This is a genomic window from Streptomyces sp. NPDC058678 (assembly GCF_042714835.1).
Classification (GTDB): domain Bacteria; phylum Actinomycetota; class Actinomycetes; order Streptomycetales; family Streptomycetaceae; genus Streptomyces.
Map to the genome: position 1 here is coordinate 1 of NZ_JBHXSG010000032.1, position 15,867 is coordinate 15,867.

Consider the following 15,867-nt stretch of genomic DNA (forward strand, 5'->3'; position numbering starts at 1 on the left):
GTCCGGGGCCGCGCCGTTCCCCCTCCTCCTCGGCCGTCTGCTCGACGCCGGAGTTTTCGTCCAGGACGGCTTTGCCATCTCTTTACAACCTGATCCCCCGCTGCCTCGTCTCTCCCGTCGATCTGCAACCCAGCCCGCCGGGCCACCTGGCGGGCGGACCGACGAGAGAGAGCGATTCATGCGCCGAACTGTCCTGAGCGCCATGGCACTCGCGTGCACCGCCGTGCTGGCGGGTGCCGTGCCGGCGTTCGCCGACGGCGGGACCCCGAGCCCGGCCCCCACCAGCGTGCCGTCCGCCGGTGCCGAAGCGAGCCCGGTCCCGTCCGCGACCACCGATGCGAGCGAGGCACCGACCGTCGATCCGAGTGCGGAACCGACCCTGGCGCCCACTCCGGGGCAGGTGTCCGTCGTGCCGAGCGGCGCGCCCGACACCGGCGTCGGCGAAGAGTCGGCGCAGTCCGGAACCGCGAGCGGGCTGATCGGCGGGGGCGCCGCCGCGGTGTGTGCCGTGGGCGGCGCGGCCTTCGTCGTCGTACGGCGTCGGCGGGCGACCGGGGCATGACCTCGCTCTCCAGGCGCGCCTTCGTCACCGCGGCGACGGCCTCGCTGCTCGCCGGCTGTGGCGGCCCCGAGGCCGACCGGGACGCGACCGCACGCTCCACGGGCACGACCCCGCCCGCGCGGTCCTCCGCGCCGGCGGGGCAGGCACTCGGGCGTTCGGTCCCGGCCGGGCTGCGGATCCCGGCCATCGGGGTCGACACCCCGGTGATGGGGCTGGGGCTGGCCGCGGACGGCAGCGTGCAGGTGCCCCCGATCACGGCGCAGGACCGCGCCGGCTGGTACCGGCACTCGCCGACGCCGGGTCAGGTCGGCCCGTCGGTGATCCTCGGGCACGTCACGGTCGGCACCTACGGGGACGGGGTCTTCCACCGTCTCGCGGAGCTGCACCGGGGCGACCTGATCGAGGCGCGCCTGGAGAACGGCAGGACGGCGGTGTTCTCGGTGGACGAGGTACGCACCGTCGCCAAGGCCGACTTCCCCGCGGACGAGGTCTACGGGGACGTGGACCGCCCGGAGTTGCGGCTCATCACGTGCGGCGGCGCTCTCACCGGTGACGGCTACCCCGACAACGTGATCGTCTTCGCCACGATGAGTTCAGCCGGCTCCTGACCCCCGGGACACCGTCACCCCCCCGGCGCATTGTCACCACCGCACACCGTCACCACCGAGCGCCGTCACGACCATGGAGAGCACGCAGAGCGTTGAAACGGTCCCGCGAGAAGGCAGCGTCCGAGCTGTTCGCCGCCCTCTACCCGCGCCTCGCCGGCTGGTGCCGCAGGCTGGTCGACGACGACGAGACGGCCCACGAGATCGCCTCGGAGGCCTTCACCCGGCTCTGGGGCCGCTGGACCCTGGTGGCGGAGCCCCGGGGCTTCCTCTACGTCACCGCGGCCAACCTCGTCCGGGACCACTGGCGCAGGCTCGAACGCGAACGCAGGGCCGTGCGCCGTGCCACTGCCGAGGCCGCCGTACGCCCGCAGACCGAACAGGCCGACCCCTCGGTGCGCCTGCTCGTGCAGTCGCTGCCGGAACGACTGCGCGTCCCGATCCTGCTGCACTACTACGCTGACATGCCGATCCGGGAGGTGTCCGCGCTGACCGGGCGCAAGGAAGGAACCGTCAAGGCCGACCTCCACGCGGCCCGCGAACTGCTCCGCGCCCATCTGGGGAGAAGTCTTGATCACACACTCTGACGAGGGTCCGGAGTTCGAGCCCGACGACCCGCTCGCCGTCATCCTGCGGCCCGCCTCCGACTACCTGGGCCCACCCGCCGGCCGTTACGACGCGATCCGCCGCCGTGCCGCCCGCCGCCGCCTGGTGCGCGCCGCGGCCGGGGTGGGTGTGACGTGCGCGGTCGCCGCCCTCGCCGCGCTGCCCTTCCGCCTCGCCACGCACGAGGCACCCGCGACCCCGTCGGTCCCGCTCGCCCCGCCGCCCGCGAGCAGCCCTTCGGTCCCGCCCGCTCCGTCGGCGACCCCAGCCCCCGTCAGCCCGGCCCCCGTCAGCCCGGACCCCACGTCCGCGACCCCCGGTTCCTCCGGTCCGGCCGGTACCTCCGCCCCGACCCCCTCACCGTCGCTCACCGCGACCTCGCAGTTCGCCGAGCCGTCCGTGGATGCCTCCTACGGGGCATCCGCCCCACCCGCGAGCAGCGCCGGACCGTAGGCCACTGCCGCACCGGGACGCCCGGTGACGCACACCACGAGAACCCACTTTTGAACGTGTTCAATTAAGGGCTACTCTGCTGCCATGAGCGACAGAGCCGCCCTTCTCAAGGGCATCCGCGCGTGGTTGGTCCTCTTCGTCGTCTGCCTGGTGCTCAGCGGCGCCACCGCCTTCCCCCTGGTCCACGAACTGCGCTGGACCGAGGACCTGTTGCGGGCGCTGTCCGTGCCGGAGTACCTGCCCGCCCTCATGGAGTGGATCGAGCGGGTCCGCCAAGGGCTCGACGTCGTCGACGCCGAGTACCCCTTCGTGCTGTACGGCACGGACTGGCTGGCCTTCGCGCACCTCGTCATCGCGGTCGCCTTCTACGGTCCCTACCGCGACCCGGTCCGCAACATCTGGGTCGTCGAGTTCGGGATGATCGCCTGCGCCGGGATCGTGCCGCTCGCGCTGATCTGCGGGCCGATCCGGGGGATCCCCTTCTGGTGGACCCTGATCGACATGGCGTTCGGGGTCTTCGGGGTGATCCCGCTGCATGTCGTACGCAGGAAGATCAAGCGGCTGGAGGCGCTGACGACTCCGGTGCCGGCAGCGCCCGCCGGTGCCGTCGTCAGCGGTTGAACGCGGGGAACGCGAAGCGTTGGACGATAGGAAGGCCTTCGCCCTTCGCGTCGGTCGAGTTGACGGAGTAGACCACCGTCCGGGACAGGTTTCGAGTGGCCGCGACGACCGTGTGGTAGCCGGGGCGGGAGCCCGTCTTGCCCCAGACCGTCCGGCCGTTCAGCTCGAAGGGCGAGAACGGCGCGCCCATCGTTGCGCCCGGCACGTCCGGCACCGCGAACATCTCCGTCAGCTGCGGCTCGGGTACGACACGCCCCCTGAACACGCCCACCAGTAGCCGTTCGAGGTCCGCCGTCGTCGAGATCATGTCCCCGGCCGCCCACCGGTCGGACATGTTCCAGTCGGTCACGTCCACCAGCTTGCCGTCGATCCGGTCGTAGCCGCGGTTGTGCGGTCCGTGGATGCGGGGGTCGGGGCCGGCGGGGAAGGAGGTGTGCCCCATGCCGAGCGGGCGGAAGATCCGTACGGCCGCCTGGTCCGCGTACGAGTCGCCGGTGACCTTCTCGACCAGCATGCCGAGCACGGTGTAGTGGATGTTGCTGTACCGCTGCCGCTCGCCGGGCGCGTGGTCGGGGTCCGGGCCCTTGGCGACGGACGCGGCCACGACCTCCTCGGGCGTCAGCGTCTCGAAGCGGTGCGGATACATCTCCTCCGTGCTGTCGCCGAGGGACGCGCCCGGCTGCAGACCGCTGGTGAAGTTCAGCAGCTGCCGCACGGTGATCGGCGAGAAGTCCTCGGTGAGCAGGCCGGGCAGGTACCGCTGCACCGTTCCGTCCAGCGAGATCCGCCCCTCGGCGGCGAGCTGCAGCACGATCGCCGCGGTCACGATCTTCGTCGTCGATCCGGCCCGGAACCGCGCGTTCTGCAGCGCGGGCGCCCCGGTCCTCAGGTCGCGCACCCCGGCGACGCCCTGCCAGCTGCCCTTGCCGCCCACCCGCACGAGGGCCGCGGTGGCGTCCTGGTCGGGGAGGCCCTCGAGCGCGGCCTCCAGTGCCTTGGTGTCCGGGCCGGTCGGCGTGGTGTGCGCGGAGGCCGGTAAGGAGGCCGTTCCGGACGCGGCGAACGCGGGGGCGGCCAGCGGGGCGGCACCCAGGGCGAGGATGAGGGAGGCGGCGAGGACGGTCGTACGACGGCGGGCGCGCATGCGTCTGCTCCAATGGTCGACGAATGTGTTGGTGATCATCCTCCGGGCCTGCGCCGGTCTCCGGATCGTCGCCGAGGAGGGCACCCGCCCCTGGTCGGACCCCGAGTAAGTGCTGTGCGGGGGGAGGGAGTTGTCAGGGGCAGCCCCTAGGGGCGCGCAAAAACTGTTATCCCGGTGGCCTTCACGCCGTCTCCGCACTGTGATCCCGGACATACGACAGCCCCGGCCTGCCTGAGAGGGTGCGTGCAGAAGACCACTGACCACAGTCGTCACACCAGCCACCGAAAGGGTCCCGTGGACACGCAGCACTGGCGCTCCACCATCGCCGCCGCGCAGGCCGGCGACCGGCAGGCGCTGGACGAGCTGGTCGCGGGCTGGCTGCCGCTGGTGTACAACATCGTCGGACGGGCCCTGAACGGCCACGCCGATGTCGACGACGTCGTCCAGGAGACGATGCTGCGGGCGGTCGACAACCTGGGCTCGCTGCGCGACCCGGACAGCTTCCGGTCCTGGCTGGTGGCGATCGCCATGCGGCAGATCCGCGACCGGGCCCGCCGCCGGACCACCGACCGGCTGGACGAGTCGGCACCGCGGGACGCCGCCGACTTCGCCGAACTGACCGTCCTGAGACTCCAGTTGGAGGGGCAGCGGCGCGAGGTCGCGGAGGCGGTGCGCTGGCTCGACGACGAGGACCGCCAGCTGCTGTCGCTGTGGTGGCTGGAGGTGGCCGGCGAGCTCACGCGGCGCGAACTCGCCGCGGCCGTCGGCATCAGCCGGCAGCATGCCGCCGTACGCGTCCAGCGGATGAAGGAGCGCCTGGAGACCTCGCGCGGCATCGTGCGCGCCCTCGACGGCGCCTGCCCGGACCTGCGCGAACTGACCGCCCGCTGGAACGGCAGCCCGGACTCGGTCTGGCGCAAACGCCTGGCCCGGCATCTGCGGGGCTGCGGCTACTGCGGCGACACCCGCGAGCGGGTCGTACCGGCGGAACGCCTGCTCGTCGGGATCGCGCTCGTCCCGGTCCCCGTCGGCTTCACCCTCTCGCTGGCCTTCGGCGGCAAGACGGCGGCCGCCGCCACGGCCGCGAACACCTCCGTCGGCTGGTCCGCCAAGGTGCTGAGCGCCCTCACCAAGCCGGCCGTCGCCATGACGGCGGGAGCGACCATCGTCGCGGGCGGCGCGTACGTCGTCACGCAGCCCCCGGACCCCGCCCCGCCACCGCGCGCGACCGTCACCAGTTCCGCCCCGGCGGCCACGGCCGCCCCACCGCCCGTTACGTCCCCGACGCCGTCCCCCACGCCCTCGGCGACGAAGGAGGCCGACCTGTACGGCACCGTCGTCGACGCCGTCGACCGGGCACCGGACCCGGACGCCGAGCCCGCGGCGCTGCCGCACCGGCCCGAGTCCGGGATCACGAGCACCGGCGGCCGTCAGGCCGTGATGCAGCACCGCGGCGAGAGCGTGACGCTCAGTGGGCAGGGTTATGTCCTGGTGCGCTGGCAGATCGCGCCGCACGACCGGCCCGGCGGGCTGACCATGCCGGCCTGGACCGGTCTGAAGGGCAAGATCTTCCACGTCGCCTCCGGTGGCGGCCGTCGTATGGACGACGTCATCGGGGATGGTTCCGACCGTGGCTACGTCACCGGCATGGGCGGCCCGGACATCGGCTACACGGTCCTGCCCGAAGGCACCCAGCAGATGTGGCAGAACGAGTACTTCTACGTCGACGGCACCGTCACCCTCAACCAGAACGAGCGCGGCGCGTCCTACGGGCTGACCGTCTTCCCGACCACCTGGGACAAGGTGACCGAGGACATCACCTCCGGCCCTCCCCAGGGCGTGATCCGATACGGCCTGGTCCGCGACACCGGCAAGGACGACACCCCGGTGCCGCAGTACGTCACCCGCGCGACCACGGCCGACCCGGCGACCGTCCCTCAGGAGTCGCGCGTGTAGCGCTCCGCGTGCCGGTGGCGCTCCTGCGCCTCCTCGCCGATCCGGTCCCTCAACTCTCCGTTCCAGGTGTGGGCGAGCAGGAGCGGGCGGACGCACAGGCGTTCGCGCCCCCGGTGGAGTTCGCCGGGCCGCGAGGCTAGACGGCGTCCCGCAGCGCGCACAGCATGTCGATGCGGTTGGTGGTGATCGAGTCGACGCCGATGTCGATGAGGCGGCGCATCGAGCGGCGGGTGTCGGGGGTCCAGACGGAGAGCAGGTAGCCGTCGGTGTGGACGCGTTCGGCGAGGGCGCGGTCGACCAGTGGGAAGCGGTAGTTGAGCCAGCGCGGCCGGACCGCGTCCAGCAGCGCCGGCCGCGGCGGCGCCAGGGTCGTCCAGGTCAGCGCGATCTCGGCGGCCGGGTCGGCGGCGCGCACGGCGAGCATGGCCCTGGCGTCCGCGCAGTAGTACACGCGCTCCTCGGCCCCGCACTCGCGCACGACGTCCACGACCCGGCGCGCCACCCGCACCTCGGACGTGCCCGGCAGGTCGAGCATCACCCGGCTGTCGCCGGTCGCGGCCAGCGCCCGGGCCAGCGTCGGCACCTTGTCGTCGGTGAGCCCGCGCACCTCGTCCGACGACAGCGACAGCAGCGGGCGGTCGTGCTCCCACAGCCGCTTCAGCGTCTCGTCGTGCAACAGCACGGGCACACCGTCCCGGGTGAGCCGTACGTCGATCTCGACCGCGTCCGCGCCCAGTTGAAGCGCGGAACGCAGCGAGTCGATCGTGTTCTCACGGACGCGGTAGGGGTCGCCGCGGTGGGCCACGGCGGTCAGCTTCTGCATGCGCCCATTGTGCTGGGATCAGGGAGCGAGCCACGCCTCGGTGCAGGTCTCGATCTCGTCCTTGATGCGCGTCTTGCCGGCCGCGTCGAGGAAGGACGCCTCCACCGCGCTCTTGGCCAGGTCGGCAAGGCCCCGCTCGTCGAGGTCGAGCAGCCGGGCGGCGACCGCGTACTCGTTGTTGAGATCCGTGCCGAACATCGGCGGGTCGTCGGAGTTGATCGTGACCAGGACGCCCGCCTTCACGAACTCCTTGATCGGGTGCTCGTCGAGGGTGCGGACCGCGCGGGTGGCGATGTTGGAGGTCGGGCACACCTCGAGGGCGATCCGGTGCTCGGCGAGGTGGGCGAGGAGCTTCTCGTCCTGCGCGGAACTGGTGCCGTGTCCGATGCGCTCGGCGCGCAGGTGGGTCAGCGCATCCCACACCGTCTCGGGCCCCGTCGTCTCCCCGGCGTGCGGCACCGACCGCAGGCCCGCGGCGATCGCGCGGTCGAAGTACGGCTTGAACTGTGGCCGCGGTACGCCGATCTCGGGCCCCCCGAGGCCGAAGGACACCAGCCCCTCGGGGCGGAGGCGGTCGTCGGTGGCCAGCCGTGTCGTCTCCTCGGCGGCCTCCAGACCGGCCTCGCCGGGAATGTCGAAGCACCAGCGCAGTACGGTCCCGAAGTCCGCCTCGGCCGCCTTGCGGGCGTCCTCGATCGCGTCCATGAAGGCGCCCTCGTCGATACCGCGCCGGGTCGAGGAGAACGGCGTGATGGTCAGCTCGGCGTACCGCACCTGCTGCCGGGCCAGGTCCCGGGCCACCTCGTACGTCAGCAGCCGTACGTCCTCCGGGGTGCGGATCAGGTCGACGACCGACAGGTACACCTGGATGAAGTGGGCGAAGTCCGTGAACGTGAAGTAGTCGACCAGGGCCTCGGGGTCGGTGGGCACCGTGGAGTCGGGGTGCCGGGCGGCGAGTTCCGAGACGATCCGCGGGGAGGCGGAGCCTACGTGGTGCACATGCAGTTCGGCCTTGGGCAGCGACGCGATGAAGGCGTGCAGGTCGCGCGGGACGCGGGGGTCGATGAGACGGTCGGTCAAGGTTCCTCCCCGGGAACGGCGTCCCCGGCCGGCGTGCGGCGGGACGCGGGTGATCGGCTGATCGGTGACTCGGGGATCATCGTAGGCCGGGGTCCCGTCGGACGGGCCCGGGCCTTAGCATGACGGGACGTTCATACAGAGGGGGGCCCGCGCATGTCCGACGACGCGCAGACGCCGGAAGCGCGGGGAAACACCGGGCCCTGGCCGTCGCCGACGGGCGGGACCGGTGAGCCCGCCGACGCCGCCGCCGACCCGTGGGCCGCGCCGGCCGACGAGGGGCCCGACCGACCCGACGCCGGGTCCAAGCCATGGCCGACGCCGCCGCAGGACGCTGCCGTCGGCCCCAATGCCACGATCGCCGACACGGGGTCCGTGTCCCCGCCGACCTCCTCCGTGCACGATCAGCAGACGGTCACCTCGATGCCGCCGGTCGGCGGCCCCGAGGGGCCCAAGCCCTGGTCCTCGCCCTTCACCCCCTCGGCCTCGTCGCCGGGCCGGACGAACGGCTCCCACGACCCCTTCGCCCCGCCGGACCCGGCCGCACCCGTGCCCCCCGGCCCGGCGGACGCCGTCCCGCCCTCGGCCCCCATCGCCCCCTTCCCGGCCGTGCCCTACGGACAGGAGCAGGTGCCCGGGCCGCCTGCCGCCCCGGGCGGCCCGGGTCAGGCCCCGTACGGCTATCCCGGCGGCTACGGCTACCCCGCCGCCCCGCCCGGACCCGGCTATGGCGCCCACGCCCCGCACTCCCACGGCCCCGGTGCCTACTACGGCTGGCCCGGCATGCCGCCCACACCGAACAACGGGATGGGCACGGCCTCGATGGTGGTCGGCATCATCTCCGCCGTGGGCTTCTGCATGTGGCCGTTCGCCATCATCGGCGGCATCGTCGCCGTGGTCCTCGGTGTGCTGGCCCGGCAGAAGGCGCGGCGGGGCGAGGCCACCAACGCCGGCCAGGCCTTGGCCGGGATCATCTGCGGCTCGGTGGGTCTGACCCTGGCCGTCGGGATGATCGCGGTGCTGGTGGCCGTGTCCTAGGGCTGTCCGGCGGATCATGCCGCAGACGCGGGGCCTGGCACGCCGATCTGCGGCGTTGTCGTCGGTTGCCGACTCCCGCCACTCTCGACTTCGCTCGAGCGGGGGGACCCCCATCGCGTCGACGCCCTCCTCCGCCTTGCAGCTCGACGCACCAGGCCCCGCTCACCTGCGTCGATGAGACGCCGCGGACTTCCTGCGACTTGATCCGCCGGACAGGCCCTAGGCACAGCAGGCCGCAGAGATCAGAAGCCGTCCCTCAAGCGATCTCGCAACGTTTGAGTCGAACCGAGTTCCTGGTCGGGTGCGGCACCTCTCCCTCACGGCGAGAAAAACCATGCCTGACCAGGAAGAATCAAATGATCACGCTCGGATCGGACTAACTTCTGACGCCGCCTCAGATGATTGGTCACGGCGAGGTGAAGATTCAACACCATCTGATGCTGCATCACCTTCCAACCGGCAGGCGCAGGCCCCTCTTGCAGCTATCTGTCGCTTTTACCGGTCTTCTGCTCACGGTACGTTCACGGGCCCATCACAACCGTGATGCGGCTCGAACGAAGTGAAAGACCTGAGAAACTCTGATGGTTCACCAGCCTGCGTCGCGTGGACGTAGACGCTCCGGGCCCAGGAGGAACACTCGCTGGATAGCGGGAAGCCTCTCCCTCGCCCTGGCCGTCACACTGCTCGACGGCGCGTACTCCGCAACCGCCGTCACACCTCAGGCACCCGATGCTCCGAGGAAGGCGGCTGCCACCGAGGCGGCGGACATCCCGTCCGCGCGCGTGGCCGCCCGACTGTCCGGCAAGCGGGTCGAGGCACTCTCCGAGCGCACGGAGACCTCGACGACATGGGCGAACAAGGACGGATCGCTCACCACCGAACTCACCGCGGGGCCGGTCCGGTTCAAGGACGCGTCGACGGGAGACTGGCGTGACGTCGACCTCGACCTGATCCAGACGGCAGGAGGCGCTGTCGAGCCGGAGGCGCACCCGGCCGGGCTGCGTCTGGCGGGCAGAGCCGGCACTCCGGCGAAGTCGTTGAAGGCCGCGCAACAGGCCAGAGCCACCGACCTGGTGACGCTCGGCGAAGGCGACCAGCAGATCACCCTCCAGTGGAAGGGCGGCCTTCCGGCACCGAAACTGGACGGGACGCGGGCGGAGTACACCAACGCCGTCCCGGGATCTGACGTGGTGGTGGAGGCCACCCGTACCGGCTTCGAGCAGTTCGTCGAGATCAAGCAACGCCCCGGATCGGACGGCTACTCCTACACGCTGCCGCTGAGGGCCAAGGGCCTCAAGGCGAAGCAGCTTTCCGACGGAAGCGTGCAGTTCACCGACGAGAAGAACAAGAAGCGGGCCGTCATGCCCGCTCCGGTGATGTGGGACGCCACCGTCGACAAGCGGTCCGGTGAGCACACGCACAAAGCCAAGGTCAGCCTGAAGGTGGTGCAGAAAGGTTCCTCCGTCGACCTGGTGGTGACGCCGGACGCGAAGTTCCTCGCCGACCCGGACACCTCCTACCCCGTCACCGTCGACCCGTCCACGTCTTCGCTGAGCAACGTCTTCGACACCTACGTACAGCAGGGCGAGACCGTCGACTGGTCCACCGACACCGAACTCGACCTGGGCAACCCGGGTACCAAGAACACGGATGGCACCGCGCGCACAGCACGGTCCTTCATCTCCTGGAATACCAGTCCTATCCAGGACGCACTGGTCTCCAGCGCCAAGCTGAGCCTGTGGAACTTCCACTCGGGCAACACCGACTGCCAGGCGCACCCGTGGGAGGTGTGGTCCACCGGCGCGGCCTCGACCTCATCGCGATGGACTGCGCAGCCGGCATGGACGGCGAAGAAGGCCACATCCACCGAGACCACCGGTAACCCGGGGTGCTCCACCCAGCCGGACGGCTGGATCAATGCCGATGTCTCGGCACTGGTGCAGGAGTGGGCGTCGGCCAAGGCGACCCGCGGCCACATCGGCCTGCGCGTCTCCGACGAGGCGGTCGTGGCGCAGTGGAAGCGGGTCAACTCCGCCAATGCCGCCGCGAACCCGCCGAAGCTGGTCGTCAACTACAACTACCGGCCGCGCACCGGCACCAAGCAGGAGGCCGGCCCGCCGTACTTCTCCTACAGCGGCGCCTACGTGGTCAACACGACGACGCCGACCCTGCGGGACACCTTCGTCGACGCCGACGGCGACAAGGTCAACGGCACCTTCCAGGTCTACGACAACGCCACCAATACCCAGGTCGGTGACGTCCTGGTCTCCAAGTACGTGCCCTCCGGGCAGGTCGCCTCGGTGACTGTGCCCTCGGGTGTGCTGACGGACGGCAAGACGTACAAGTTCCGCACCTCTCCGTACGACGGGGCGCACTACAACAACGGCTGGTCGGCGTGGAAGACCTTCACGGTCGACACCAAGTCGCCTTCCGCTCCCACGAAGATCACGTCGGCGGACTACCCGTCCACCGCGTGGGTCAAGGGCGTGGGCCAGGCCGGCACCTTCACCGTCACCCCGCCTTCCGCCGACCACAACTGGCTCGAGTGGTCCCTTGACGGTATGACGTGGACGAAGGTCGCCACGGGCGGCTCCACCGTCGACAAGAACATCTCGATCACTCCCTCGGAAGACGGCACGCACACCCTCCAGGTGCGCTCTGTCGACAAGGCCGACAACAAGTCCGAGGCGATCGAGTACACCTTCCACGCCGGGCCCGGCGGCTTCCTCCAGCCCTCCGCCAACGAGCGCACCGCCCGCAGGGTGTCTCTCGTCGCGGAGGCCGACACGAAGTACGACAAGGTGTCCTTCTCCTGGCGCCGCTCGGAGGCGGACCCCTGGATGGGCATTCCGCCGGGCGACGTCACGTCCGACGGAACCGTGCTGACCGCCTGGCCTGTGGCCATGACCGGTGGACGCAACGCCGCGCTCGTCTGGGACGCGGCCAAGACGGTGAACCCGGACGGCTCGATCGAGATCAAGGCCGACTTCTCCGGTCCTGACGCCGCATCCGGGAGCACCAAGCCACACACCGTCGTGGTCGATCGCAACGCGCAGGGGGCAGCGCCCGGCCGGATCGGCCCGGGTGCTCTGAACCTGCTGACCGGCGACTTCACCCTGTCAGAGACCGAGGCGTCGTACTTTGGCCTCAGCGTCTCCCGTACCTCTTCCTCCCGTGTTCCTGACGCGAGCGCGGATCAGGAAGGCCAGGTCATGATCTTCGGCAAGGAGTGGTCGGCCGGCACGACCGCTGAGGTCACCGACTCCGACTACACCCACATCCGAAAGATCTCTGACACTTCGGTCGACGTGGTGGCATCCAACACCGACTCGATCAATTTCACGGCGAATGCCGCCAGGACAGGCTGGATTCCGGAGCCCGGCTCGCCGAAGCTGACCCTCAAGGGCAGTGTGACGGGTTCCTTCACCCTCACCGACTCAGAGGGTGCGGTGACGTCCTTCCGCAAGCTGGATGCCGGGTCCACGGTCTGGAATGTGACGTCCACCGTGCTGGACGGAAAGGTGAACTCGGCGACCACCATGGCGTCCGAGACGGTCACCGTGGACGGCGCGAAACTGGCACGTCCCAAGCGTGTCGTGGCCGAGAGCTCGGCCGTGGAATCGGCGACCTGCGCGACAGCCCCCTCCACGAAGGGGTGCCGGGTGCTGGAGTTCGTCTACGCGACGAGCACCACCGCCACAGCCACCGAGCTGGGTGACTACGCGGGCCGGGCGAAGGAGATCCGGCTCTGGGCGACCGAGCCGGGCGCTGCCGCGGCGACCTCGAAGTCCGTGCAGGCGTACGCCTACGACAGCTCGGGCAGGCTGCGTCAGTCGTGGCAGCCGCTGATCGCTCCCGCTCTCAAGACGACGTACGGGTACGACAGTGAAGGACGCGTGACCACGTACACCCCTGCGGGCCAGCTGCCGTGGACCTTCACCTACGGCAAGGCGGGCAGCACCGTCACCGCCGGTGAAGGGATGCTGTTGAAGGCTTCGCGCCCCGCCCTCAAGCAGGGCACGGCCGATGTGGTCGAGGGTGAGGCCGTGACCAGCATCGTCTACGACGTACCGCTGACCGGCGCCGGCGCCCCGTACAACATGAGCACCACCGCCGTGCGCGCGTGGGGGCAGACCGACGTACCCACCGACGCGACCGCCGTGTTCCCGCCCGACTCGGTACCGACCGCGCACACGGGCAGCAGCCTGGGCGCGACGGAATACCGGCGTGCCACCGTCCAGTACCTGGGCGTCTCCGGGAAAGCGCTCAACCAGGCGTCTCCCGGCGGGCACATGGGCGCCACGGAGACCGACCGATTCGGTAACACCGTCCGTGAGCTGACCGCTTCGAACCGTGCCCTCGCACTGGGGCTCACCGCCGCGGACAAGGCCACCCAGGCCGAGCTCGGCATCGCCCAGCTGTCGTCAGCGGAGCGTGCGGAGCTGCTGTCCACCCGGCATGTCCACACCGCTGACGGTGCCCGCAAGGTGGAGGAGTTCGGCCCGCTGCGCAGGATCGAACTGACGGAGGACCTCGCCTCCGGCACCACGACCCTGGTCCCCGCCGGCACACCCGTGATGGCGCGTACGTGGACGCTCTTCGAGTACGACGCCGGCCGGCCCACGGACGGCACGGCCACCGTGAAGGACCAGGTCACCCGGACGACCACGGGCGCTCAGGTGCGTGAGCACCCCACCGTCCAGGGTGAGACCCGGGTGACGCAGACCGTCTACGACTGGGCCAAGGGCGTGCCGGTCAAGACGATCCAGGATCCGGCCGGCCTGGCGAAGACGTCCACGACGGAGTACGACAGCCAGGGACGCATTCACAAGGAGGTTCTCCCGGGCTCCGCTTCCACGGACGCCACCACTCGAGTGACCGCCTACTGGTCAGCCACCGGAACCGGCCCGTGCACGGGCCGACCCGAGTGGGCCGACCAGCTCTGCTCCATCGGCCCCGGCGGCGCGATCACGGGCGGTGGGTCGAATCCGTCCCAGGCGGTGACCACGACCACCGAATACGACGGGTGGGGCAGCATCCAGAAGATCATCGAGACCGCGAACGGCAGCACCCGCACGACGACCACCACCTTCGACGACGCCGGCCGTCCGGCGAAGACGGTGATGACCGGCGGCGTGGGCACCGCGGTACCGGAGGTCACCACGGAGTACGACCCGGCCAACGGGCAGTCGTCCAAGACGACTTCCGCCTCTGGTGGGACGATCACACGGACCTACGACAAGCTGGGACGGCAGATCTCCTACGCGGACGCCGACGGTGGCGTGACGACGATGGCGTTCGACTCCCTCGACCGTCCGGTCAAGGTCAGTGACAACGTCCCGTCCACGCTGACGTTCAGCTACGACCACACGGCCGAGCCGCGCGGTCTCATCACCCGCACCACGGACTCCGTCGCCGGCAGCTTCGAGGCCGACTACGACGCCGACGGTGGCGTCATCAGCGAGAAGCTGCCCGGCGGCTACACCATGACCCAGCGGAAGGACGCCACAGGCTCGGCCCTGTCCCGCACGTACACGCGGAACAGCGACGGCGCCACGGTCTTCTCCGACCAGGTTCAGGAGTCCGTCCACGGCCAGGTGACCGCGCAGGCGGGCTGGTCCGACCAGTCGTACGCGTATGACGCACTCGGTCGGCTGACCACTGTTCTGGACACCGCGAACACGGTGTGCACCCGCCGGGCATACGGTTTCGACCAGCACAGCAACCGCACCTCGCTCACCACAGCGGCCGCGGCTCCGGGTGTGGACTGCCCGACGAGTGGAGGCACTGCCAAGACGTACGCCTACGACAGTGCCGACCGCGCGGTCGACACCGGCTACACGTACGACGCCTTCGGCCGCACCACCGCCGCACCCGGTCATGGCACTCTCGGGTACTACACGAACGACCTGGTCCGCCAGCAGACTGTGGGCACTCAGAGGCAGACCTGGCAGCTGGACTCCTCCATGCGCTTCCGCTCATGGACGACGGAGAGCAACAGCGGCGGTACCTGGACGCAGACGTCGTCCAAGGTCAATCACTACGACAGCGACACCGACTCGCCGCGCTGGGTCGTCGAGAACACGTCGACCGGCGAGCTGACCCGCAACGTGGAAACGGCCGTCGGTGGTCTCGGCGCCATCACCGGTAAGACCGGCGGCACGGTCCTGCAGTTCACCAACATCCACGGTGACGTCGCGCTCCAGCTCCCGCTGGACGCGAGCGTGGCACCCGTCGCGCTGGAGAACGACGAGTACGGCAACCCGCGCGTGGGACAGGCGGCGACCCGGTACGGATGGATGGGCTCGCAGCAGCGCCCCTCCGACTCGCCCTCCCGCCTCACCCTGATGGGGGTACGGCTCTATGACCCGGCCCGGGGCCGCTTCCTGCAGAGCGACCCCGTACCCGGCGGTTCGGCGAACGCGTACGACTACGCCAACGCGGACCCGTGCAACTCCACTGACGCCACCGGTACGTACCCCAACTGCGGGAAACGCCGAATCAAGAACGGCTACGGGATGCGCATCATCGTCAGCCGCAGCAGCGCCGGTATCGCCAAGAACGGCTGGCCGTACATCCGTTACTACGTGAACGTCCAGGTGATGGGCTGGACGAACCGCTACCTGTCGAAGAACGTCTCGTTCGTCGAAGTCTGGGGCAGCCCGCCCGGCCGCAGCGGCAAGCTGCGCAAGATGCAGGCCAAGGGTTCCTGGTACAACCCCATCAAGATCGGCTGGGCGGTCCACGTGGCTGTCCAGGTGAAACCCCGTACCAGGATCTGGACCTATGGCATGGTCGGAGTCTTCGGATGGAACGGGTATGTCGCCGACATGTCCTACTCCTGCATGGCAAAGACGTGATCCGGCTCGGCTGACCGCACACCTGTGCTGTGCGATTTGGGGGGCCCCGCGGGGGGGCCCCAACCCCCCAACCCCCCCCGCAAACCCCCAAACCCCGTGGGATATAAAAAAAAGGAGCGGGC

Annotated in this window: 12 protein-coding genes; 8 read left to right on the forward strand and 4 right to left on the reverse strand. The window is 70.3% G+C overall.

Annotation, left to right across the window (positions count from 1 at the left end):
- Positions 1 to 178: 178 nt before the first annotated feature.
- The 5 genes from ACFWWR_RS26665 to ACFWWR_RS26685 all read left to right on the forward strand — a co-directional run bounded on the left by ACFWWR_RS26665 (position 179) and on the right by ACFWWR_RS26685 (position 2,847).
- On the forward strand, positions 179 to 562 hold the full coding sequence (locus ACFWWR_RS26665) for a sortase-dependent protein (protein ID WP_383877504.1): 384 nt from the start codon (positions 179 to 181) through the stop codon (positions 560 to 562).
- Positions 559 to 1,170, forward strand: coding sequence for a class F sortase (locus tag ACFWWR_RS26670; protein WP_383877502.1), 612 nt, complete (start codon positions 559 to 561; stop codon positions 1,168 to 1,170). Before ACFWWR_RS26665 ends, ACFWWR_RS26670 begins: the two co-directional genes overlap by 4 nt.
- 92 nt (positions 1,171 to 1,262) lie before the next feature.
- Positions 1,263 to 1,754: an RNA polymerase sigma factor gene (locus tag ACFWWR_RS26675; protein WP_383877500.1), complete on the forward strand. Its 492-nt coding sequence runs from the start codon at positions 1,263 to 1,265 to the stop codon at positions 1,752 to 1,754.
- Positions 1,738 to 2,226, forward strand: a complete 489-nt coding sequence (locus ACFWWR_RS26680; protein WP_383877499.1) for a hypothetical protein — start codon at positions 1,738 to 1,740, stop codon at positions 2,224 to 2,226. Before ACFWWR_RS26675 ends, ACFWWR_RS26680 begins: the two co-directional genes overlap by 17 nt.
- Positions 2,227 to 2,310: 84 nt before the next feature.
- Complete coding sequence (locus ACFWWR_RS26685; RefSeq protein WP_383877498.1) at positions 2,311 to 2,847, forward strand: hypothetical protein; 537 nt, start codon at positions 2,311 to 2,313, stop codon at positions 2,845 to 2,847.
- Here the strand turns inward: ACFWWR_RS26685 and ACFWWR_RS26690 are convergent.
- Positions 2,837 to 3,991 (reverse strand): serine hydrolase domain-containing protein, encoded by a 1,155-nt coding sequence (locus tag ACFWWR_RS26690; protein WP_384305680.1) that lies wholly within the window; start codon positions 3,989 to 3,991, stop codon positions 2,837 to 2,839. The two genes, ACFWWR_RS26685 and ACFWWR_RS26690, sit on opposite strands and share 11 nt — an antisense overlap.
- Positions 3,992 to 4,285: 294 nt before the next feature.
- Here ACFWWR_RS26690 and ACFWWR_RS26695 point away from each other — a divergent pair, with 294 nt between their 5' ends.
- Positions 4,286 to 5,947 carry an RNA polymerase sigma factor gene (locus ACFWWR_RS26695; RefSeq protein ID WP_384305682.1) on the forward strand — a complete coding sequence of 554 codons (1,662 nt, stop codon included), beginning with the start codon at positions 4,286 to 4,288 and terminating at the stop codon, positions 5,945 to 5,947.
- Here ACFWWR_RS26695 and ACFWWR_RS26700 read toward each other — a convergent pair.
- Genes ACFWWR_RS26700 through ACFWWR_RS26710 form a run of 3 tightly spaced genes read right to left on the reverse strand, consistent with a single transcriptional unit; the run spans position 5,929 to position 7,904 of the window.
- Entirely contained in the window at positions 5,929 to 6,108 is a 180-nt protein-coding gene (locus ACFWWR_RS26700; protein ID WP_384305685.1) for a hypothetical protein, read from the reverse strand. The genes ACFWWR_RS26695 and ACFWWR_RS26700 overlap by 19 nt on opposite strands.
- Positions 6,084 to 6,770, reverse strand: a complete 687-nt coding sequence (locus ACFWWR_RS26705; RefSeq protein WP_384305687.1) for a glycerophosphodiester phosphodiesterase — start codon at positions 6,768 to 6,770, stop codon at positions 6,084 to 6,086. The genes ACFWWR_RS26700 and ACFWWR_RS26705 overlap by 25 nt, the downstream gene beginning before the upstream one ends.
- Positions 6,771 to 6,788: 18 nt before the next feature.
- Positions 6,789 to 7,904: an adenosine deaminase gene (locus ACFWWR_RS26710; protein ID WP_383877507.1), complete on the reverse strand. Its 1,116-nt coding sequence runs from the start codon at positions 7,902 to 7,904 to the stop codon at positions 6,789 to 6,791.
- Between the two features lie 99 nt (positions 7,905 to 8,003).
- Here ACFWWR_RS26710 and ACFWWR_RS26715 point away from each other — a divergent pair, with 99 nt between their 5' ends.
- On the forward strand, positions 8,004 to 8,885 hold the full coding sequence (locus ACFWWR_RS26715; RefSeq protein WP_383877492.1) for a DUF4190 domain-containing protein: 882 nt from the start codon (positions 8,004 to 8,006) through the stop codon (positions 8,883 to 8,885).
- Between the two features lie 668 nt (positions 8,886 to 9,553).
- Entirely contained in the window at positions 9,554 to 15,745 is a 6,192-nt protein-coding gene (locus ACFWWR_RS26720) for a DNRLRE domain-containing protein (protein WP_384305760.1), read from the forward strand.
- Positions 15,746 to 15,867 lie beyond the last annotated feature (122 nt).

Coding starts and splice junctions, on each gene's coding strand:
- ACFWWR_RS26665 (WP_383877504.1), top strand. CDS start 179: ATGCGCCGAACTGTCCTGAGCGCCATGGCACTCGCGTGCACCGCCGTG.
- ACFWWR_RS26670 (WP_383877502.1), top strand. CDS start 559: ATGACCTCGCTCTCCAGGCGCGCCTTCGTCACCGCGGCGACGGCCTCG.
- ACFWWR_RS26685 (WP_383877498.1), top strand. CDS start 2,311: ATGAGCGACAGAGCCGCCCTTCTCAAGGGCATCCGCGCGTGGTTGGTC.
- ACFWWR_RS26690 (WP_384305680.1), bottom strand. CDS start 3,991: ATGCGCGCCCGCCGTCGTACGACCGTCCTCGCCGCCTCCCTCATCCTC.
- ACFWWR_RS26705 (WP_384305687.1), bottom strand. CDS start 6,770: ATGCAGAAGCTGACCGCCGTGGCCCACCGCGGCGACCCCTACCGCGTC.
- ACFWWR_RS26715 (WP_383877492.1), top strand. CDS start 8,004: ATGTCCGACGACGCGCAGACGCCGGAAGCGCGGGGAAACACCGGGCCC.